The organism is Corynebacterium sp. TAE3-ERU12, from assembly GCF_019209905.1.
Classification (GTDB): Bacteria; Actinomycetota; Actinomycetes; order Mycobacteriales; family Mycobacteriaceae; genus Corynebacterium.
This window is the reverse complement of sequence record NZ_JAHUTM010000002.1, coordinates 106088-122285: the sequence shown is the minus strand read 5'-3', so window position 1 is coordinate 122285 and position 16198 is coordinate 106088. Positions and strand designations below refer to the sequence as shown.

17 protein-coding genes, 2 other RNA genes and 1 pseudogene are annotated in these 16198 nt (G+C 55.3%); 7 read left to right on the top strand and 13 right to left on the bottom strand.

Annotated features, from left to right (window positions below):
• The first annotated feature begins 18 nt into the window (after positions 1–18).
• The 5 genes from KRX51_RS06985 to KRX51_RS06965 all read left to right on the top strand — a co-directional run bounded on the left by KRX51_RS06985 (position 19) and on the right by KRX51_RS06965 (position 4302).
• Entirely contained in the window at positions 19–921 is a 903-nt protein-coding gene (locus KRX51_RS06985; RefSeq protein ID WP_218362423.1) for a GDSL-type esterase/lipase family protein, read from the top strand.
• A 173-nt stretch (positions 922–1094) separates the two neighbouring features.
• Entirely contained in the window at positions 1095–1679 is a 585-nt protein-coding gene (locus tag KRX51_RS06980) for an FcoT family thioesterase (RefSeq protein ID WP_218362422.1), read from the top strand.
• A 20-nt stretch (positions 1680–1699) separates the two neighbouring features.
• Positions 1700–3289 carry an AbgT family transporter gene (locus tag KRX51_RS06975; RefSeq protein WP_218362421.1) on the top strand — a complete coding sequence of 530 codons (1590 nt, stop codon included), beginning with the start codon at positions 1700–1702 and terminating at the stop codon, positions 3287–3289.
• A gap of 453 nt (positions 3290–3742) precedes the next feature.
• Positions 3743–3916, top strand: coding sequence for a hypothetical protein (locus KRX51_RS06970; protein WP_218362420.1), 174 nt, complete (start codon positions 3743–3745; stop codon positions 3914–3916).
• 146 nt (positions 3917–4062) lie between these two features.
• The gene (locus KRX51_RS06965) at positions 4063–4302 is read left to right on the top strand and encodes a hypothetical protein (RefSeq protein ID WP_218362419.1); all 240 of its coding nucleotides are present in this window, start codon (positions 4063–4065) and stop codon (positions 4300–4302) included.
• Between the two features lie 239 nt (positions 4303–4541).
• Here the strand turns inward: KRX51_RS06965 and KRX51_RS06960 are convergent, their stop codons facing one another.
• The 7 genes and pseudogenes from KRX51_RS06960 to KRX51_RS06930 all read right to left on the bottom strand — a co-directional run bounded on the left by KRX51_RS06960 (position 4542) and on the right by KRX51_RS06930 (position 9194).
• Positions 4542–4799 carry a hypothetical protein gene (locus tag KRX51_RS06960; protein WP_218362418.1) on the bottom strand — a complete coding sequence of 86 codons (258 nt, stop codon included), beginning with the start codon at positions 4797–4799 and terminating at the stop codon, positions 4542–4544.
• Between the two features lie 772 nt (positions 4800–5571).
• The gene (locus tag KRX51_RS06955) at positions 5572–6345 is read right to left on the bottom strand and encodes a hypothetical protein (protein WP_218362417.1); all 774 of its coding nucleotides are present in this window, start codon (positions 6343–6345) and stop codon (positions 5572–5574) included.
• A 2-nt stretch (positions 6346–6347) separates the two neighbouring features.
• A complete protein-coding gene (locus KRX51_RS06950; RefSeq protein WP_218362416.1) occupies positions 6348–7082 on the bottom strand; it encodes an ABC transporter ATP-binding protein in 735 nt (244 codons plus the stop codon).
• Between the two features lie 313 nt (positions 7083–7395).
• Positions 7396–7674 (bottom strand): ATP-binding cassette domain-containing protein, encoded by a 279-nt coding sequence (locus KRX51_RS06945; RefSeq protein ID WP_218362415.1) that lies wholly within the window; start codon positions 7672–7674, stop codon positions 7396–7398.
• A gap of 342 nt (positions 7675–8016) precedes the next feature.
• Positions 8017–8392, bottom strand: a transfer-messenger RNA (tmRNA) gene (gene ssrA, locus KRX51_RS06940).
• 83 nt (positions 8393–8475) lie between these two features.
• Positions 8476–8562 (bottom strand): annotated as a pseudogene (locus KRX51_RS06935) (SsrA-binding protein); the annotation flags it as partial.
• A 425-nt stretch (positions 8563–8987) separates the two neighbouring features.
• Positions 8988–9194: a hypothetical protein gene (locus KRX51_RS06930; protein WP_218362414.1), complete on the bottom strand. Its 207-nt coding sequence runs from the start codon at positions 9192–9194 to the stop codon at positions 8988–8990.
• A 489-nt stretch (positions 9195–9683) separates the two neighbouring features.
• On the opposite strand from KRX51_RS06930, the gene KRX51_RS10360 reads away from it, so the two are divergent.
• Positions 9684–10376 carry a methyltransferase domain-containing protein gene (locus KRX51_RS10360; protein WP_218362413.1) on the top strand — a complete coding sequence of 231 codons (693 nt, stop codon included), beginning with the start codon at positions 9684–9686 and terminating at the stop codon, positions 10374–10376.
• A gap of 862 nt (positions 10377–11238) precedes the next feature.
• On the opposite strand, the gene KRX51_RS10355 is transcribed toward KRX51_RS10360, so the two are convergent.
• The 6 genes from KRX51_RS10355 to smpB form a co-directional block, all read right to left on the bottom strand.
• Complete coding sequence (locus KRX51_RS10355) at positions 11239–11667, bottom strand: glycosyltransferase family 2 protein (RefSeq protein ID WP_218362412.1); 429 nt, start codon at positions 11665–11667, stop codon at positions 11239–11241.
• Between the two features lie 698 nt (positions 11668–12365).
• On the bottom strand, positions 12366–12692 hold the full coding sequence (locus KRX51_RS10350; RefSeq protein WP_370625073.1) for a glycosyltransferase family 2 protein: 327 nt from the start codon (positions 12690–12692) through the stop codon (positions 12366–12368).
• A gap of 159 nt (positions 12693–12851) precedes the next feature.
• Positions 12852–13094 (bottom strand): mersacidin/lichenicidin family type 2 lantibiotic, encoded by a 243-nt coding sequence (locus KRX51_RS10345; RefSeq protein WP_218362411.1) that lies wholly within the window; start codon positions 13092–13094, stop codon positions 12852–12854.
• Positions 13095–13146: 52 nt separating this feature from the next.
• Entirely contained in the window at positions 13147–13389 is a 243-nt protein-coding gene (locus KRX51_RS06905; protein ID WP_218362410.1) for a mersacidin/lichenicidin family type 2 lantibiotic, read from the bottom strand.
• 710 nt (positions 13390–14099) lie between these two features.
• Positions 14100–14475: a transfer-messenger RNA gene (ssrA, locus tag KRX51_RS06900) on the bottom strand.
• 83 nt (positions 14476–14558) lie between these two features.
• Complete coding sequence (smpB, locus tag KRX51_RS06895; RefSeq protein ID WP_218362409.1) at positions 14559–15062, bottom strand: SsrA-binding protein SmpB; 504 nt, start codon at positions 15060–15062, stop codon at positions 14559–14561.
• Positions 15063–15317: 255 nt separating this feature from the next.
• On the opposite strand from smpB, the gene KRX51_RS06890 reads away from it, so the two are divergent.
• Positions 15318–16196 (top strand): TauD/TfdA family dioxygenase, encoded by an 879-nt coding sequence (locus tag KRX51_RS06890; RefSeq protein ID WP_255549530.1) that lies wholly within the window; start codon positions 15318–15320, stop codon positions 16194–16196.
• Positions 16197–16198: the final 2 nt, after the last annotated feature.

Here is a 16198-nt window from a genome sequence, read left to right as displayed (position 1 = left end):
CCTGATCGGAGACTCTTCATGCCTTCTTCTTTGCCGGCACGTTCGGTAGCCCGCCGGGCTATTGCTGCCGCCACTGCTGCCTTGGCGTTGGTTGCTGCAGCTCCTGTTGCTGGCGCCCAACCTGCACTTCCCGGTATTCCTGCTGGCGGTGAGGGCAAGGAGATGGTGGTGTTTGGTGATTCGTACGCCGCTAATCCGACGGTCTCCCCTATCTCTTATGCCCGTGGTTATGACCCGGAGGCTGCCTCGCGCTCTAGGGTGGCGGGCCAGATGTCCGGCTGTGGCCAGGACCCGAATAGTTGGCCGCATGTCGCCGCCCGTGTTTCGGGTGTGGGCGAGGCTAATTTGGCCGATTATTCCTGTAACGGCACCGGCCGTATTCCGGCGGCGCAGCTGCTGACTTTCGTCGAGACCGCGATTTCGCGTGGCGATGTCGGCCCGAAGACCGACAAGGTGCTGTTGATGTACGGCGGTTTGGATGCTTTCGCGTGGGCTGATGCGGCTACTAATGGGGGGAATCCGGCCTCGGCGTTCCGCGCCACTGTCAAGCGCGTCGCGGACCGGGTGCGTGCTGTTGCCCCGGGCGCACACGTGTATATCGTTGGCTATCCCCGGGTGGCCCACCAGGACAAGGTGTGCCTGATTAATACGGACCCGGAAAATAATCATGAGATCATTGCCCCGGGTTTGGACGCGCTTGAGGCCTCGCTGAATAACACCCTGATCGCCGCCTCACGCGAGGCTGATGCGTGGTTCATTAACCTCTACGACGCCACCGGGCCGCATTCGACATGCGCGAAGCCTAGTGAGCGCTATGTCTCGGGTTGGTTTGACACCACGTCGAAGCACAATATGAAGCTGCATCCGACGATTAATGGTTCTGTCGCCATTGGCCACATGGTCGCGTCGGTGTTGAAATAAGCCAGCATCGCTGTAAAAAGCCCGCTCCCGGAGTGTTTCGGGGCGGGCTTTTGCAATATTTCGCGAGTGGGCACCTTCTCCTGGCTTAGCCCATAAACTAGGTTAACCACGCACGCACGTCACTGTGCGTCACATGTCATCCACTGTCGAGCACTACGTAAAGAGGTGGTTTTGTGCTAACCGATTCTGATGCCCTGTTCCACAAGTGCATGGACCCCTACCGGGCCAAGGACTGTATCTACCTGCGTTCTGCAGAAGTCCAGACCAGCGCCGACACTGAGGTTAAGGGCGTTTCGGACGAAGCGGGCCCGGCCGGCATTATCAGCCGCGGCACCTTCGAAATCCCCGAATCCTGCTATATCGACGACACCGGCCACTTCAACGCCGTCGAATTCATCATCTGCTACAACCAGCTGATGTACCTCTCCCTGGCGGCAACTGTTGATGCTGGTGACAACCCGATTTTCGAGGGTTGGACCATCGACGAGTACTGGGAGCGCCAGCTGCCCGCCGTGCTCATCCAGCAGGCCGACTCGCGCTACTCCCGCCCGATCAACGCCCGCGGTTTCCAGGCCGAATTCCGCGTCGTCGAGCTCGACGCCACCCGCCTGGAGCGCGGCATCCTCAAGCTGCGCACCGAGATCGAGTTCACCGACGATAACGGTGGCCGCGCACGCGGCGAAGTGCGCCTCGCCCTGGTCAACACTCCCGAGGCAGGCCTGAAGGCCGCCGCCCGAGCCGCGGATCATTCCGCCTAACCAGCCCAAAGGGGCCCAGCATGACTGAAACCACTACCACCGAACGCCCAAATGGCTTTCTCTCGGCTCTGGAGCGGATCGGTAATAAACTGCCCAACCCATTCTGGCTATTTGTCATCCTCGCTGGCGTAGTCATCCTCTCGTCCTGGCTGGGTTCCATGGCGGGGATGAGTGCCACGGACCCCGGCACCGGTGAGGAAGTCCAGGTCCAAAGCCTGCTGACGGCGGAGTTCCTCACCCGCATGGTCACCGATGCGGTGTCGAATTTCATGTCCTTCGCACCGGTGGGCTTGATTATTGTCTGCATGCTGGGTGTGGCGGTCGCCGAGTACTCCGGTTTTATCGGCACTGCGATGCGCGCGGCTATCGGCAAGGTCTCCCATGGTTGGTTGCTGACCTTCGTTATTGCCTTGACCGGTGTCACTGGTTCTATTGCTTCCGACGCTGTGTACGTCATCTTGATTCCGATTGGTGCGGCGGCTTTCCGCGCTGTTGGGCGTAACCCCATTGTGGGTGCGATGGTGGCGTTTGCGGCTTCGTCGGCAGGCTTTAACTCCTCGCTGGTGCTGAATATCACTGACGTGCTGCTCGCCGGCATTTCGACCTCGGCGGCCCAGTTCGTCGACCCGGAGTATGTGGTCAGCCCGTTGTCGAACTACTTCTTCTCGATGGCTTCGGCAATTGTGCTGGCACTGATTATTACTGCGGTTACTGAGTTCTTCGTCGAGAGCTACGCTGCCCGCACCATGAATGATGACGAGATTGACTATGAGGCAGCCTCGTTTACCTCTGGTGGCAATAACGACGATGAAGAAGCCGAAGAGGACGAGGATTCGACACCGAAGCTGGAGATCACCGACAAGGAACGCTCCGGCCTCATCGCCGGTTCCATCGCGGCTTTGGTGGTTACTGCTATTTGGGCGGCGCTGCTGTTCATCCCGGGCTCCCCGCTTCGTGGCGAGGGCGACGGCATTCTCAACTCCCCGCTGCTGACCGACATTGTGGTCCCGATTGCTCTGCTTTTCGCTGCCACCGGTATTGCCTACGGCATCCGCGTCGGCACGATTGAGAACTCCGGCGATATCCCGGCCTTCATGGAAAAGGGCATGGGCACGTTGACCACCATGATGGTGCTGTTCTTCGCGGTCTCCCAGTTCACCGCCTACTTCGACTGGTCGAACCTGGGCCGGTGGACCGCCATTCGCGGCGCGGAGCTGCTCACTCGCGCTGACCTGCCGCCGCTGCTGCTCTTCGCGGCACTGGTGTTGCTGGTCGCGCTGTTGAACCTGTTCATCACGTCGGGTTCGGCCCAGTGGGCGCTGATGGCCCCGGTGGTGGTGCCGATGCTGATGTACGTCGATATTGCCCCTGAGGTCACCCAGATGCTGTTCCGTATCGGTGACTCCCCGACCAATATCATCACGCCAATGTCGCCGTACTTCGCGCTGGCACTGACGTTCTTGCAGCGCTACCGCAAGAATTCTGGTGTGGGCACCCTGATCTCGCTGACTATTCCGTACTCGCTGGCGATGATTGTGGGTTGGTTCGCGTTCTTCGTGGTCTGGTACCTCGCCGGTATTGACCTCGGCCCGGGTGTACCGGTGCGGTAGCGGAACGACGAGGAAACCGATGTGGTTTAGCAACAAACCCGCAGTTTCGTTTCCGGAATGGCTGCAACGTGGGTTGCGTCGATTCTGGCGAGACCACCAACCCGACCCAGCCGGAACTGTCGGAAGCGCACAACTAGAGCGTGTACGAGAATCGACTCTGCGGTTTTAAAACTGATGGTGTCGCCGGCATCAGCAGATTGAGTGATGGGTACCAGGTCTGACAGGTGCGATCGCGTTACGTCAGATGGTGGCAGTGCTGGGACTCCAAGACTCGGAGGGATCTTGGGGCTTTGAATCGGTTAGTGAAAAGTGGACCACTTTTTCTTTCCGGACGTGGTCGCCTTTGCGCAGTCTCACTCGGCCTAAGCCTATTTGCTGGCGAGGAGTGTTTAAACACTCAATCCCGCTGTACCTTCGACTTCGAACATTTTCCTGATCTTCGAAAGGAATACCGTGACTCGTTACTACGCAGCTTGGCTCACTTTCATGATTGTTCTGGTAATCGCCGGGCTGATGTTCGAGGGATTTGATTCGCAGCAGGGTGTAGTGGTGACTGTGATAGTTGCTCTTTCGGCAGCGTTCGTGGGCTACGTGCTGACTCCTAAGATTAACAAGGGCGAAGAATAGGCACGGAAGTCGACATCTGTGAGTCACATCCTTAGCTAAAATTACGTCCCCGACCTCGCATTCCTCTGGGGAGCGCTCGCGGTGGCAGGGATCTGCCTTTTCGCCCATTCGTCTACGTCATAGTTGGCGTTGACAGGAGCTTCCCAGTGCACGCGCCTATCTCCGTCTTGTTCTTCTTCCGGTCTTGGTTGCGTGCCAGGCTGGTGGTGTTTGCCCGGCAGAGCGCCACCGTCAATAATCTTCTGACGGCCCTCATCGGCGTCGGCGTGGTAGGTATCGTGCTGCAGAACACCGGCGCGCCGCCCGTGTTCATACTGCTCGGGGCAAGCACCCACTTAAAAGAGCAGGTACAGTTCAAAGTTTTTCCCGTTGATTGCCAAGCCTAAGGACCGTTTCGACGACGGTTGACTAGGAAGAGGACACTTGAGAGCTGCTGTAGTAGGAAGTGTCCCGAAAAGTGAAAATAGTCGATCACCCATCAAGCTCTGAACGACGAAACGTTTCCACTACCTGCTAAATACACGCAGATACAGCCTTAGCCCAAAAGACGCTAAGGACGGCCAAACTGTGAGCTAAATTGCCAAATAAGGCTCGTTATTAACACAACAAATTAAGCGAGATAACATTAGCGTCGCTTTTGGAAATTTGCTGCCGCACGATCTCCAATAATAATAAGAACGCCAAACAACAGCATCGCCACTAAAAATCCACCACCGAACACTACCCTGGAATATTCCGACAGATAGAATAGAGCAGCTATAGCAGCTACGCCTACCAGGGTAAAGAACACCGCGAGAAGCATAAAGCCTGTAGCAGTTGCCTTGTGAGCGACAATCCACGACTCACGGTCGACAAGGGTGTTCGGCGTCATAATACCCGGCATTTGATGCCACTTTAAACACTTAAACCCACCTTTAGAGGACTGAGTAGAAATAAAGAAGCAGAGCAACGAAAGCAGATTAGAAATTATAAAATAAAAGACGATCGACGCAAACTTAGCTATCCTAAAACCGCTTTCAATAAAGTGTCAATTTAAGTGAGAAGTGATCAGATCGGCCCCTATACCCCTAGCCAAGGATATTGAGGCTAGTCGTCAACCTCAAGTGTTGTTTGTAAATCATTTTCGATGCTGCCTTACAGAGAACATCATTGGGGAGTGCTGCGCGCTTAGGTGACGGTTGGGGTGTCAGGATGCGAGACTCTCGGCCGGTTTCCTGCTTGCCTCACACTCAATGGGAGTCCCCCATGCCAGGCGGGCCTGTCGGTGGCGTAGTTGGTAGACCCGTTAGATCGAGGTGAGGATATCGATCCTGAGTTATTCTCGGCACCACCGGCTTGGCCTATGGCCCCGATCATTTCGTGCTGCTACAGAGCGTCGACAATGCAGCCGGTCACTCACCGAGTAACCAACAATTCGGGCTGTGCGGGCGCCCTAGGTCGCACATAGGTAGATCTGGGGTACGGTCAGCCACGGCTTATCGAGGCCATTTGCGGTGAAGTCGCGCTTAGTCCCGAATTAGGGATCGTTGCAGTGTGAATCGATCTCGCAAACTTCTCAATAAGCTCCCTGACGGCCTGTTTCTTCGTCTCGTTCTACAGCTCCGGCAGAAACGCAATGGTGGTGTCGAGCAGCACCTTATTCTTCCGCACCGGGCCTACACCTCTTGACGTGTGTACTTCACACCACCGAGAACACTGAGAATCACAGCCACCGCGGCAATAATGCCTAACGCCAGTGGCTGAGACAGCTGCTCACTGTTGAACATCTGCCCCAGGAAACCGCCACCCAGGCTAGCGTCGACTAAGGAAGTAGGAAGATACGCCTGCACCTCGGCTGGGGCGGCAACCCGAATAATTGGCTCAATAACCTGGCTCAACAAAATAATGAGAACAATAGCCAGCAATGGTTTGGTCACCAAGGCACCCAAGGCACCTCCAATGACGCCTATAAGGGCGCTGACCACCACGATGCTCAGCAGAGTCCCCCACGTTTGCCCTGTGAAGACGGCTGCAGAATCCGCAGAGGTGGACAGCAACCCTGCAACAACCGCCAAAGACAACAGGGCAAACACGACTGAGAACAACATGGTCGACACCGCGCAGGTCACGAGCTTGGTGAGGTAAAGACCACTGCGGCGTGGATTCCCCAGGAAGGAATATATGACGGTGTTGTTAGAAAACTCGAGATTGACGATTAGCATGCCCAAAATGAGCGGCAACATTAAGGAAAACGCTACGCCAACCGTGAGGAGCATACTCACGGAATCTGGGGCGCCCACATCGATGGGTGAGCGCTTTATGTGAAGCCCCACAAAGGTAAAGAAGCCCGTGATTAAGACGTTGGCCGCGACAATGAGAGCACCTACGGCCCACCATGCGATGCTGGTCGTGGCCTTCTTCCACTCGGATATAAGTTGCGGTCCCAACATATTTAGTTCTCCTCCTGAGTCGTGACGACCCGGTAAGCTTCTTCCAAGTCAGTCACTTTTCTTCCGGTGCGCTGTTCGCAGAGTGCATGCAACTGCGCGATGTCTCCTTCGTAATCGATTCGCCCCTGTTTAATGATCACCACATAGTCGATGAACTTCTGTGCCTCGTTGAGCAGGTGCGAGGAGATCACGACGGTCTTGCCTTGGTCAGCAAGGGTGCGCAGGTAATTACGAATCCACGCGATGCCCTCGGGATCTAACCCATTGGCGGGCTCGTCGAGAACGAGGAAATCTGGGTCACCCAGCAGCGCAGCGGCTAGTGCAAGGCGCTGCTTCATCCCCATAGAGTATGACCCGGCACGTTTATTCTTCGCGTCCGCTAGGCCAACCTCTTCCATGAGTTTATGGACCCGAGCCTCAGAGCATTGGGCAAGCGGCGCGAGAGAACGAAGGTGATCGATTCCCTTGCGGTACTTATCCATGGCGTTGATGTCCATTGATGCCCCCACATGGGTAAGGGGAAGGGGGAAGTGGCTGAGCTTTTCACCGGCATATGTGACTGCTGCGTCAGCGTTATCCGGCCTCATGAGGTTGAGCATGACCTTGAATGTGGTGGTCTTGCCTGATCCGTTGGGTCCCAGGAAGCCGGTGATCTTTCCTGCAGGAGCACTAAAGGAAACTCCCTGCAGAATCTTCTCCCTACCGAGGGTTTTTTCTACGTTGTTTACTTCAATCATTTTCGGTCGTTTTCTCTAAATCTTGTGTGTTATTTACTGTAATTGTTGGTTTGTGGGGGTTCGGCGGCTCGCGCAACGCTTTCTCTCTGTCATCCCTGCACCTCTTGACGAGTCGCATTGAGCTCCTCCGTGCTTGCTCATCAATTCGCTGAATGTGCCCTCCTGAACAAGGTGGCCATCCCTGAGGACTAGGATTCTGTCCGCTGAGCAGATCGTGGACGTCCAGTGTGCGATCACTATCTGCGCCGAGTTCAGCTCCGCGAGGCATAGTGCCACGTCCCTTTCTGTCACGTTGTCCAAAGCGGAGGTTGCTTCATCGAGGACAATTATCTTTTGGTCCCCTCGCGATCGCTCGGGAGAATGCAATGCGCTGGCGCTGACCACCGGAGAGATTCGCGCCCATCTCCTGAATCTCCGTGTGATACCCCAGCGGCATGGACTCGATCGCGCCGGAGATCTGAGCGGCGGTCCACACCAGCTCCGGATCAGGGGCAGCACCGGTGAAGTCAATGTTTTCCGCAAGCTGCCGGTTATTCAGTTGGATATCCTGAGGTACGTACGCCACAGCCTTGCGAAAGTATTCCTCTGACATTTCGGAACTGTGTCGAACACCAGGTCCCCCACGATGAACGCCACTACGCCGATATCCAGCAAGACCGCAGTGCGTAGAAGGTACATGAGGTTTACGCTGTTGAGCGCATTCTAAAACTAACGAATGTGTCAATGCTTCGCAACAGGAATCCTTTTATATTCACGAAGGTAAAGACTTAGAGTAGGGCGTCTCAATCTCAAGGCGCCCTAGCTTGCGGCTCCCGTCTGAGGCGCAGCACTCGTTGCACCCTAATCACTAGCGCCAGCCGAACGGGCGCTACGGCTTGGACTGGACCTGCACAGCAAAACCCCTACCTGCAATAACAGGTAGGGGTTTGCCGTGTGGTGGAGCCGCCGGGAATTGAACCCGGGTCCTTCGCCACCTTGCCAGGGCTTCTCCGTGCGCAGTTCGCGCGGAGTCTCTGCTCGACCCTCCGGATCAGGCGAACATGTCCGGAATGACGGGCCCAGCCGTAAAGGAAAGTCCCGACCTGGTGTTACGGCTCACCAGGCCAGCAAGCCCCCTAGTCGATGCCAGGGTCCGGAACGGGGGCCATTCCGGTCTGACAGACACGCGGCTCGCTTAGGCAGCGAGGGCGTAGTCGCGCTGAGTATTCTCGGCGCTTATAGGTTTGCTACGACGCTTACGGTGGTCAGTAGCCTGCACCGGCACGCTTCCCCTGGCGTAATGAACGAAGTCGAAACCAAAAATCGGCCCCGTATCCCATCGGGCGGGAATTGTGCTCGCAACCCGATAGGAGAAACAGCGTGACACCGGGTGCTTGCCGACGGCAAGGGCCACCTAGGCCTTCATGCCCTTAATCTTCCGACCCAGTTCACGGGTAACTTCGCGTTCTTCGGTGCGGCGCTTAATTGCTTGTCGCTTGTCTCGGATGAGATCTTTCGACGAGGGTTGGTTGCCGGTTGCGGCCTAGATACCGCCACTGCCAATGACGTCGGCGCCGTCCCTAGACCGCTTTCGCGGTGAACTGCAGTTTCGGACAACCTGCTCGTATTTATTTTCGTTTTAGAGTTCGGCCTGTTGAAATAGGGACGGTCAATGTGTTCCGCGAGAAAGTCCTGATGTAAATGAGGTTGTAATGTGAAACCCGGTTAAGCCTAACTTTGCGACCTTCCGTGAAGCGCGCGGCTAGAGCATATACGAGGGCTGAGGTCGCACCCTTGAAGCTCAAGGGTGTCCCCGGTATGAGTAATAGGGGTATAGGTTGCTCGGTCTGACCTGTACGACAGCGCTACGGAGTCTGCTGGCCGCGCCGGGGCTTAGAGGACCGGAACGGCTTTCGCACGGCGCATCTACCCGCATAATTGCTCCCGGTTTTCGAAACAGTGATCGCTTCTCTCGGCGGAGCTCAGCCAGCGAGAGAAATCATCAAAACACTCGACACCGAAAAAGCCGACCAGGCCTCCGGCCATCCGGCGCTTCTCAAGACTATCCGCCACACAGCGGATGAGCTGAGTTCGGATGACCTGCATCAAGTCCATCTCAATGCTGTGGGTCAACTACCGAGAAGGATGAAATCCCGACACTGCTTGCCAAGGGTTATTGAGGAGTGCTAACCACGACCGAGTCAGCCCTAAGAACCACTCGATAAAGCGCAGATCGGTCTGCTAAGCGCCCTCAGAATTCGGCATGTCGCGGATGGCGGGTTTAATTCCGCCTGTTGACGCGCTTCCACGTATTCTCACAGGGCGGACTCTCGAAAGGTTCGCCTTGCTGGGTTAGTGTTATTCTTTGCCATAGTCACTCCGCCTAAAACCGAGACAACGTTGTCTACGTTTATGTTGAGGCAACTTTGTCTGAGTCTATGATGAAATGGATGAAGGTTCAGCGGCATTTAAGAAGCGAACGCCGAGGTAGTCGCCCAAAAGAACAAAGCATCACTATAAACGAGTCAAGACCACGAAAACACCACTTTTTAGTAATGCGCCATCCCGTGATTTGATCTAACACCGGGCGGGGTAGCTCTACTATAGAAAGCATAAAAATAGATGGAACAGCGTGCACCGGAGACGCCCGTAATGGAAAACTACGAAGATGAACATCGACAAATTGAAGCGTACCTTCAGAACGAGCCTTGCCCGCGACTCCACCTCGGTACCGGCCGCGTCGCGCTTCCCGGTTGGCTCAATTCGGATAGCTCCCCACTTCACCCTGACTATCTACCTATAGACGCTGCTGAACCACTTCCACTACCCAACGACTCTATAAACGCAGTCTTCTGCGAGCACCTAATCGAGCATCTCTCCTTCACAGCCGGCACAGCTATGGTTGCGGAGGTTTTCCGCATCCTCAAACCAGGCGGCGTAATCCGAGTGTCGACCCCCGATCTCCAGCGGCTTCGCGGACTTATTGCAAAAGAAAGAAACAGCGTTCAAAACCAGTATGTTCGCGTTGTTAATTCTCCTTTTGGGGAAAATCCGTATAGCAATGATCCCACATTCACTTTGAACTCCTCCTTTTACAATCACGGGCACCGATCCCTATACACGCGTGGAGTCCTAAGACAAGTTTTTGAAAAGGCAGGATTTGAATCTCTTTCTTGGACGACACCTCTCGTCAGTAAACACCAGATGCTAACCGGACTAGAACATCACGGTCGACTGCTCGGTGACGAGCGGCTGAATTCCATCGAACATATGGTACTGGAGGGCTCTAAGCCCTCGGTGAACGAACGCCCATGATCGCTCTGCTAGTAACAGTTGCAGCAATCTCCGGTCTAATAATCGTGTTGACTGAGCCCGCTGCTGGTACGACGGGTTTCGTAATCACGGTGATTCTATTGGGGTTTGGATGTGCGCCCTTCGTTGGGGGATCGCTAGAGCGCTGCATACCGGTTTGCATATGGGAGACTCTATCGCTCTCACGTGCGAATTTTAGACGATTAGGAGTGAAGCGGTTCAATGCCTTGCTATCTATAATCGGCTGGAACAGGCAAATTTTCTCTCTGCGAGGAAGTGATCCCTGGGATCCACAGCATATTCGGGCTGGAGCCGCGGGGCACGGGTGGGCGTTTTTCCTTCATGTCGTCTGCGCAGCGTGGACCGGTCTGGCAGAAGGTGCATGGGCGGCTTCCATGGTTCTCGTGACGGTAGGAGTCATCGGACACCTTTACCCGGTACTACTACAGCTTTACGTGCTGACCCAACTAAGAAATGGGCAAATACGACGTCAGCAATCCGGCCTGTAGCGCGATCTTAACAATGGCGGTGGGGTGATTTAGATGTGTATATTCGCGTGCTCCTCCAGCCACCGGAGATAATCTTGAAGAACAGTTCTAGCGATCCCGTAGTGTGCACCCATTCCCAACTGACGGTTGACTCTACTACGCCTTTCCTCCCTCTCATGCCACCGAGCTACAATGTCCGGGTTATGACCCGGTAGTGCAGAAGTAACGGGTCGTTATCACCCGGGGGTTGCTCTCCACGGAAAGAGTACTTGGAAAAGGTGGCCGGGGCCGCGGGATACCAACACGGTCTCCCGTCATATGAGGTTATGGGGCAAACCGTGCGGCACGAGCGCCCGGAGTGAAGGTGACCGCCTCGATTAGTTTTGCTGAAACATAACTGACTTACTGTAAAGGGCGTTTACTACTCCTCTACGGATAAGTGGCAATAAAGAGCAAACCTCCCGCGACACATCGTCTAGCCTCGGTGTAGGAGGTACCATATTCACTTCCATCGGTACCACTACATCGTAACCAGCCTCGTCGCACGAGCCGAGATATTGCCTCAAATTGGAATGGTGAATCAGTTCATCGATATCGACGCAAATTACCCTGTCTACAGGTGGTGCCTCAGGGCCCCGCCACGCCGTAGACTTTATGCGAAAGTTGACATCATCCGGCAATGTGTTGTTAGTGTCGAATGAGCTAACCGTCGTACCAGGCCACTGGGTGGCGATCTCTCCGGTCGCATCAGTTGACTCGTTATCGAAGATCGATATCGACGCGCCCAATTTTGTGTAGTGATGCACGAAATGAGGAAGAAAATTTTCCTCGTTCCAAGCAACCGTTACAACGAGAAGACTAGGTAACGACTTAGTAGACCTACCCGACCAGGTCGACGCCAGACTCCTTCATCAGAGTTCGCACCAGTGCTAGGTTGCATGGAAACCGTCGATTAAGCGTGTCGGCGACCAATTGTGAATGTCGCCGATCCACAGTGAGTAGGTCCACTCCGATGTCGAAGCCTCCATTATCGAGCGGTACCGCTCTTAGAGGTGGCTACGGGAACCGACTTGCCTGGTGTTGTACCAACCGCGCAAGCTGCAGTTAACTAGGCACCATCGGCTCACCCTTGAATCAACAGGCGCGACTAGAGCCTCGTCCCAAAGCGACTCGTACCATTCGGTAGCCTCTACTTGGGTTGTAGTCCTTGCCCTTTCCAAGTTGCTGGCTGTTTGCCCACGCTTTGCTAAGTCTACCGCCTGTTCGCGTGTCCTAGCATGACCGAGCGGGACTTGCCATTTAACGGGGAGTTATTTGAACCTATACGAACTCGACCGAGTGATTTTGACACTGCGTTCACATACCACGTAAAAGATCAAGGCAGCCACAGCGATTCTCAACCAGAAATCCCAGTCCTCAAGTACATCTTTCTCGCTTGTCCAAGGACCTATTGTGTGAGCCACCTCTTTTCGCATTGAAACCCGGGTCGGTTGAAAAATGGGTTTCAGCGCCTGAAACTCGCGGTGCCAGAATAGATCGAGCACGGAAGAGCCATAAAACTCATGAGAGTCGGCGTCAACAAATGCGCGGCTGTTGCTACAACTTGCACACCTTTCTCTTCATACACGGATCGAAGCGTGGTCAGGTGTTGGGGTTCAAACGCGTGATCGTGGTCTAGATAGCAGATGCCTTGTCCTCTTGCGCGTTCAAGTCCTTTGTTGCGCGGAGCACTTGGATGGCCAGATTTCTCTGAGAGTACGAGCAAATGGACCCGCGGGTCCCTATACGATCTGACCGCAGCCTCCGTGTCATCTGTACTGCCGTCAGATATGATAATCGATTCCTAATCGTCGGTTTCCTGCGCTAGAACAGACTCAGTAGTCCAACGGATTTTGCTGGACCGATTAAACGTGGGAACAATCAAGCTAAAATAAGGCATTATGCAGTCAAAACCTGAAACCTAAAGAGATGAGTACCCTGGTGATAAACGTTAACGAGTAGTTATGTAGACGCTCGATGCGCCCGCAATAGCACCTGTCACTGCACTCGCCCAATAGGCGAACAGGGGAGTTCCACCGCCAAAGGCCGCAACGAGTTCATCCTCGGACAGTTCCGCGATCCCCGCCGGGTCGTCAGGCACGACAGCCTTCTGCTCAGGGGTTAGAGAGGCTCGGTCAGCCTCATCTTTCCATGCACGGGCGATATCCGGGTTCGCTAAATCTTCTACCGGCATTACGAAGTCCCTTCGTTAAGTTGTTTTTCAAGGGGCTTTCGAGTTACATGCGTTAGAACCCGGCGTTAATCCCCAGTCCAACCAGAGAAGGACGCAATAACCGACGCAGCAGAGCAAACCAGGAATGAATAGCCGCCGCAGCAGGGGTGCCACCGCCACCGACATTCATCAACTCAGCCTCGTTTAGCTCTGAAATGCCCGCTGGATTATCCGGCAAATCCGCTAGTTTATCTTCAGTCTGTGCGCCTCGGTATGAATCTGACTTCCAAGCGCGTACAACATCAATTTCAGCCAAGGTGAAACATCTCCTCTTCGGTTCGAGTCATACCCAAATTCGGGTGGAGAACTAACCTTCGGGGAAGATAAGAAGCTCTACCAAAGATCAAGCAACTCCGTCCTTGTCTTCCGAATGGGCAAGGAAGACAGAACCGCCGAATCTGCTCCGAGCCTAGAAAACTGGGCTTACCTTAATCCCCCCCACTGAATTCACGGCAAGTTTACTAAGCCCACGTACTTAGACAATGCAGGGTTGCTCGGGTTAATAGATTTGGTTTTCGATGACCGGAGCGGGAGTGCCGCCGACATACGCGTCACTGACATAATCGCTGATGCCGTCGGCGCACTTATGATGGTTAACGCCACTGCACCCGCCACAGCACTTCGTTTTCGCATAACCATTTTTCTAGCTTTTGAGATCACGGTTAGATCCACAGTGTGAGGGTCAACGTCCTCGAATTCCGCTGCGTGTACCCGCTTTGGTTATCTTGACCCTGGATGTTGTGGATTCACGACCGAGATAGAAACCAGGTTGATGGGGTCAAGCGTTTTCTCGCAACTTTTCAACCTTTGCTCGAGTTCTTTTAGTGATAGATAAGTGCAACCAATAGGGTAAACTGTTCGGTCGGCCTGTGTGGTTTTGCACGTTATAAAACCACCGCGCTACGGCTTGGACTGGACCTGCACAGCAAAACCCCTACCTGCAATAACAGGTAGGGGTTTGCCGTGTGGTGGAGCCGCCGGGAATTGAACCCGGGTCCTTCGCCACCTTGCCAGGGCTTCTCCGTGCGCAGTTCGCGCGGAGTCTCTACTCGACCCTCCGGATCAGGCGAACATGTCCGGAATGACGGGCCCAGCCGTAAAGGAAAGTCCCGACCTGGTATTACGGCTCACCAGGCCAGCAAGCCCCCTAGTCGATGCCAGGGTCCGGAACGGGGGCCATTCCGGTCTGACAGACACGCGGCTCGCTTAGGCAGCGAGGGCGTAGTCGCGCTGAGTATTCTCGGCGCTTATAGGTTTGCTACGACGCTTACGGTGGTCAGTAGCCTGCACCGGCACGCTTCCCCTGGCGTAATGAACGAAGTCGAAACCAAAAATCGGCCCCGTATCCCATCGGGCGGGAATTGTGCTCGCAACCCGATAGGAGAAACAGCGTAACACCGGGCGCTTGCCGACGGCAAGGGCCACCTAGGCCTTCATGCCCTTAATCTTCCGACCCAGTTCACGGGTAACTTCGCGCTCTTCAGTACGGCGCTTAATTGCTTGTCGCTTGTCGTAGTCCTGCTTACCGCGAGCGAGGCCGAGTTCGACTTTCAGGCGCCCGTTGACGAAGTACAGCTTCAGCGGAATCAATGTGTTGTTGCCGTCGCGGACTTTGCCGGCGATGGAGTCGATCTCACGTCGGTGCAGCAGGAGTTTGCGCACCCGGCGGGGGGCGTGGTTGGTCCAGGTACCCTGCGCGTATTCGGGAATGTGCAGGCCGCGTAGCCAGACTTCACCGTCATCGACCGTGGCGAAGGCATCAACGAGTGAGGCACGGCCCTCGCGGAGTGACTTCACTTCGGTGCCGACCAGTGCGACTCCACATTCCCAGGTTTCCAGGATGTTGTAGTCGTGGCGGGCCCGTCGGTTCGTGGCCACTACGGGGTTGCCGTTGCCCCCGGCTGACTTCTTCGACTTCTTCTTCGACATAGCGGGAATAACTGTACCCCGTCACCCCCGAAAGAACGCCCCCGACTGGGGATAAGTAAACGCCCATCACGTCGGCAAGCTTGTGTTTCCACTCCGTAAAGCGACTGTTCACCACTGCCCAGTCGCACTAAAGCGCCACATAGTTCCCGGCCTTTTTCAAGTTGTGCGCTGGACTTTTTAGCTATCCCTACATCCGCTTCGTGCAATAACGTGATGGGCATCAGGCTTAGTCTCAAACCTACAAGAGGAATGCCCATGTCCATCACCATGTCGCCGGCCGAAAACGGTGGCATCGGCCTTGTTGTCGACGGCTTCGACGCCCAGACAGCAACCGACGAAGACTACGCGGCGATGAAACAGGCGGTCTTTGACCACCGCCTCATTGTGCTCCGCGGCCAGCAGGACGCTCCCGCCTCCGACCTTGTCGAAATAGGCCACAAATTCGGCACCATCGTCCCGTACTACGAGAAGATGTACGCCCACCCGGAGCACGAAGAAATCTTCGTATCCTCCAATGTGCCCGTCGACGGCAAGCGCGTCGGCGTGCCGAAGACCGGTAAGTTCTGGCATTCGGACTACCAATTCATGCCAGATCCCTTCGCCTTCACTGTGTTCTCGCCGCGCATTCTGCCCGAAGGCAACCGCGGCACCTTCTTCCTCGACATGGGCAAGGTTTTTGCCGGCCTACCCGAAGAACTCAAAGAAGCAGCCCGCGGCACCCACGCCGCCCACTCCGTGCGCCGGTATTTCAAGATTCGCCCCGACGATGTGTTCCGCCCGCTGGGCGAGATTATCGACGAGGTCGAGAAGACCAGTCCGCCGGCAGTGCACCCGACTGTGATCACCCACCCGGTCACCGGTGAGGAGATTCTGTATATCTCTGAGGGCTTCACCGACCGCATTATCGATTCCGATGATCCGGACCTGCTGGAGAAACTGCTCGAAGCATCCGGCATGCGTGATGACACCTTCGAACACAGAAATATCATCACCCACCCCTACACCCCTGGTGAGGTCGTTATTTGGGATAACCGCGCTCTGTGTCACCGCGCACTGCACGTGACTCATAATGGCCCCGCGATGTCGTTCCGGGTAACTGTTGTAGACGGCCAACAACTATCGACCACCGACTAAGG

Coding starts and splice junctions, on each gene's coding strand:
- KRX51_RS10360 (WP_218362413.1), top strand. CDS start 9,684: ATGGAACAGCGTGCACCGGAGACGCCCGTAATGGAAAACTACGAAGAT.
- KRX51_RS06950 (WP_218362416.1), bottom strand. CDS start 7,082: ATGATTGAAGTAAACAACGTAGAAAAAACCCTCGGTAGGGAGAAGATT.
- KRX51_RS06945 (WP_218362415.1), bottom strand. CDS start 7,674: ATGTCAGAGGAATACTTTCGCAAGGCTGTGGCGTACGTACCTCAGGAT.
- KRX51_RS06955 (WP_218362417.1), bottom strand. CDS start 6,345: ATGTTGGGACCGCAACTTATATCCGAGTGGAAGAAGGCCACGACCAGC.
- KRX51_RS06890 (WP_255549530.1), top strand. CDS start 15,318: ATGTCCATCACCATGTCGCCGGCCGAAAACGGTGGCATCGGCCTTGTT.
- KRX51_RS06975 (WP_218362421.1), top strand. CDS start 1,700: ATGACTGAAACCACTACCACCGAACGCCCAAATGGCTTTCTCTCGGCT.
- smpB (WP_218362409.1), bottom strand. CDS start 15,062: ATGTCGAAGAAGAAGTCGAAGAAGTCAGCCGGGGGCAACGGCAACCCC.
- KRX51_RS06960 (WP_218362418.1), bottom strand. CDS start 4,799: ATGCCGGGTATTATGACGCCGAACACCCTTGTCGACCGTGAGTCGTGG.
- KRX51_RS06985 (WP_218362423.1), top strand. CDS start 19: ATGCCTTCTTCTTTGCCGGCACGTTCGGTAGCCCGCCGGGCTATTGCT.
- KRX51_RS10345 (WP_218362411.1), bottom strand. CDS start 13,094: ATGCCGGTAGAAGATTTAGCGAACCCGGATATCGCCCGTGCATGGAAA.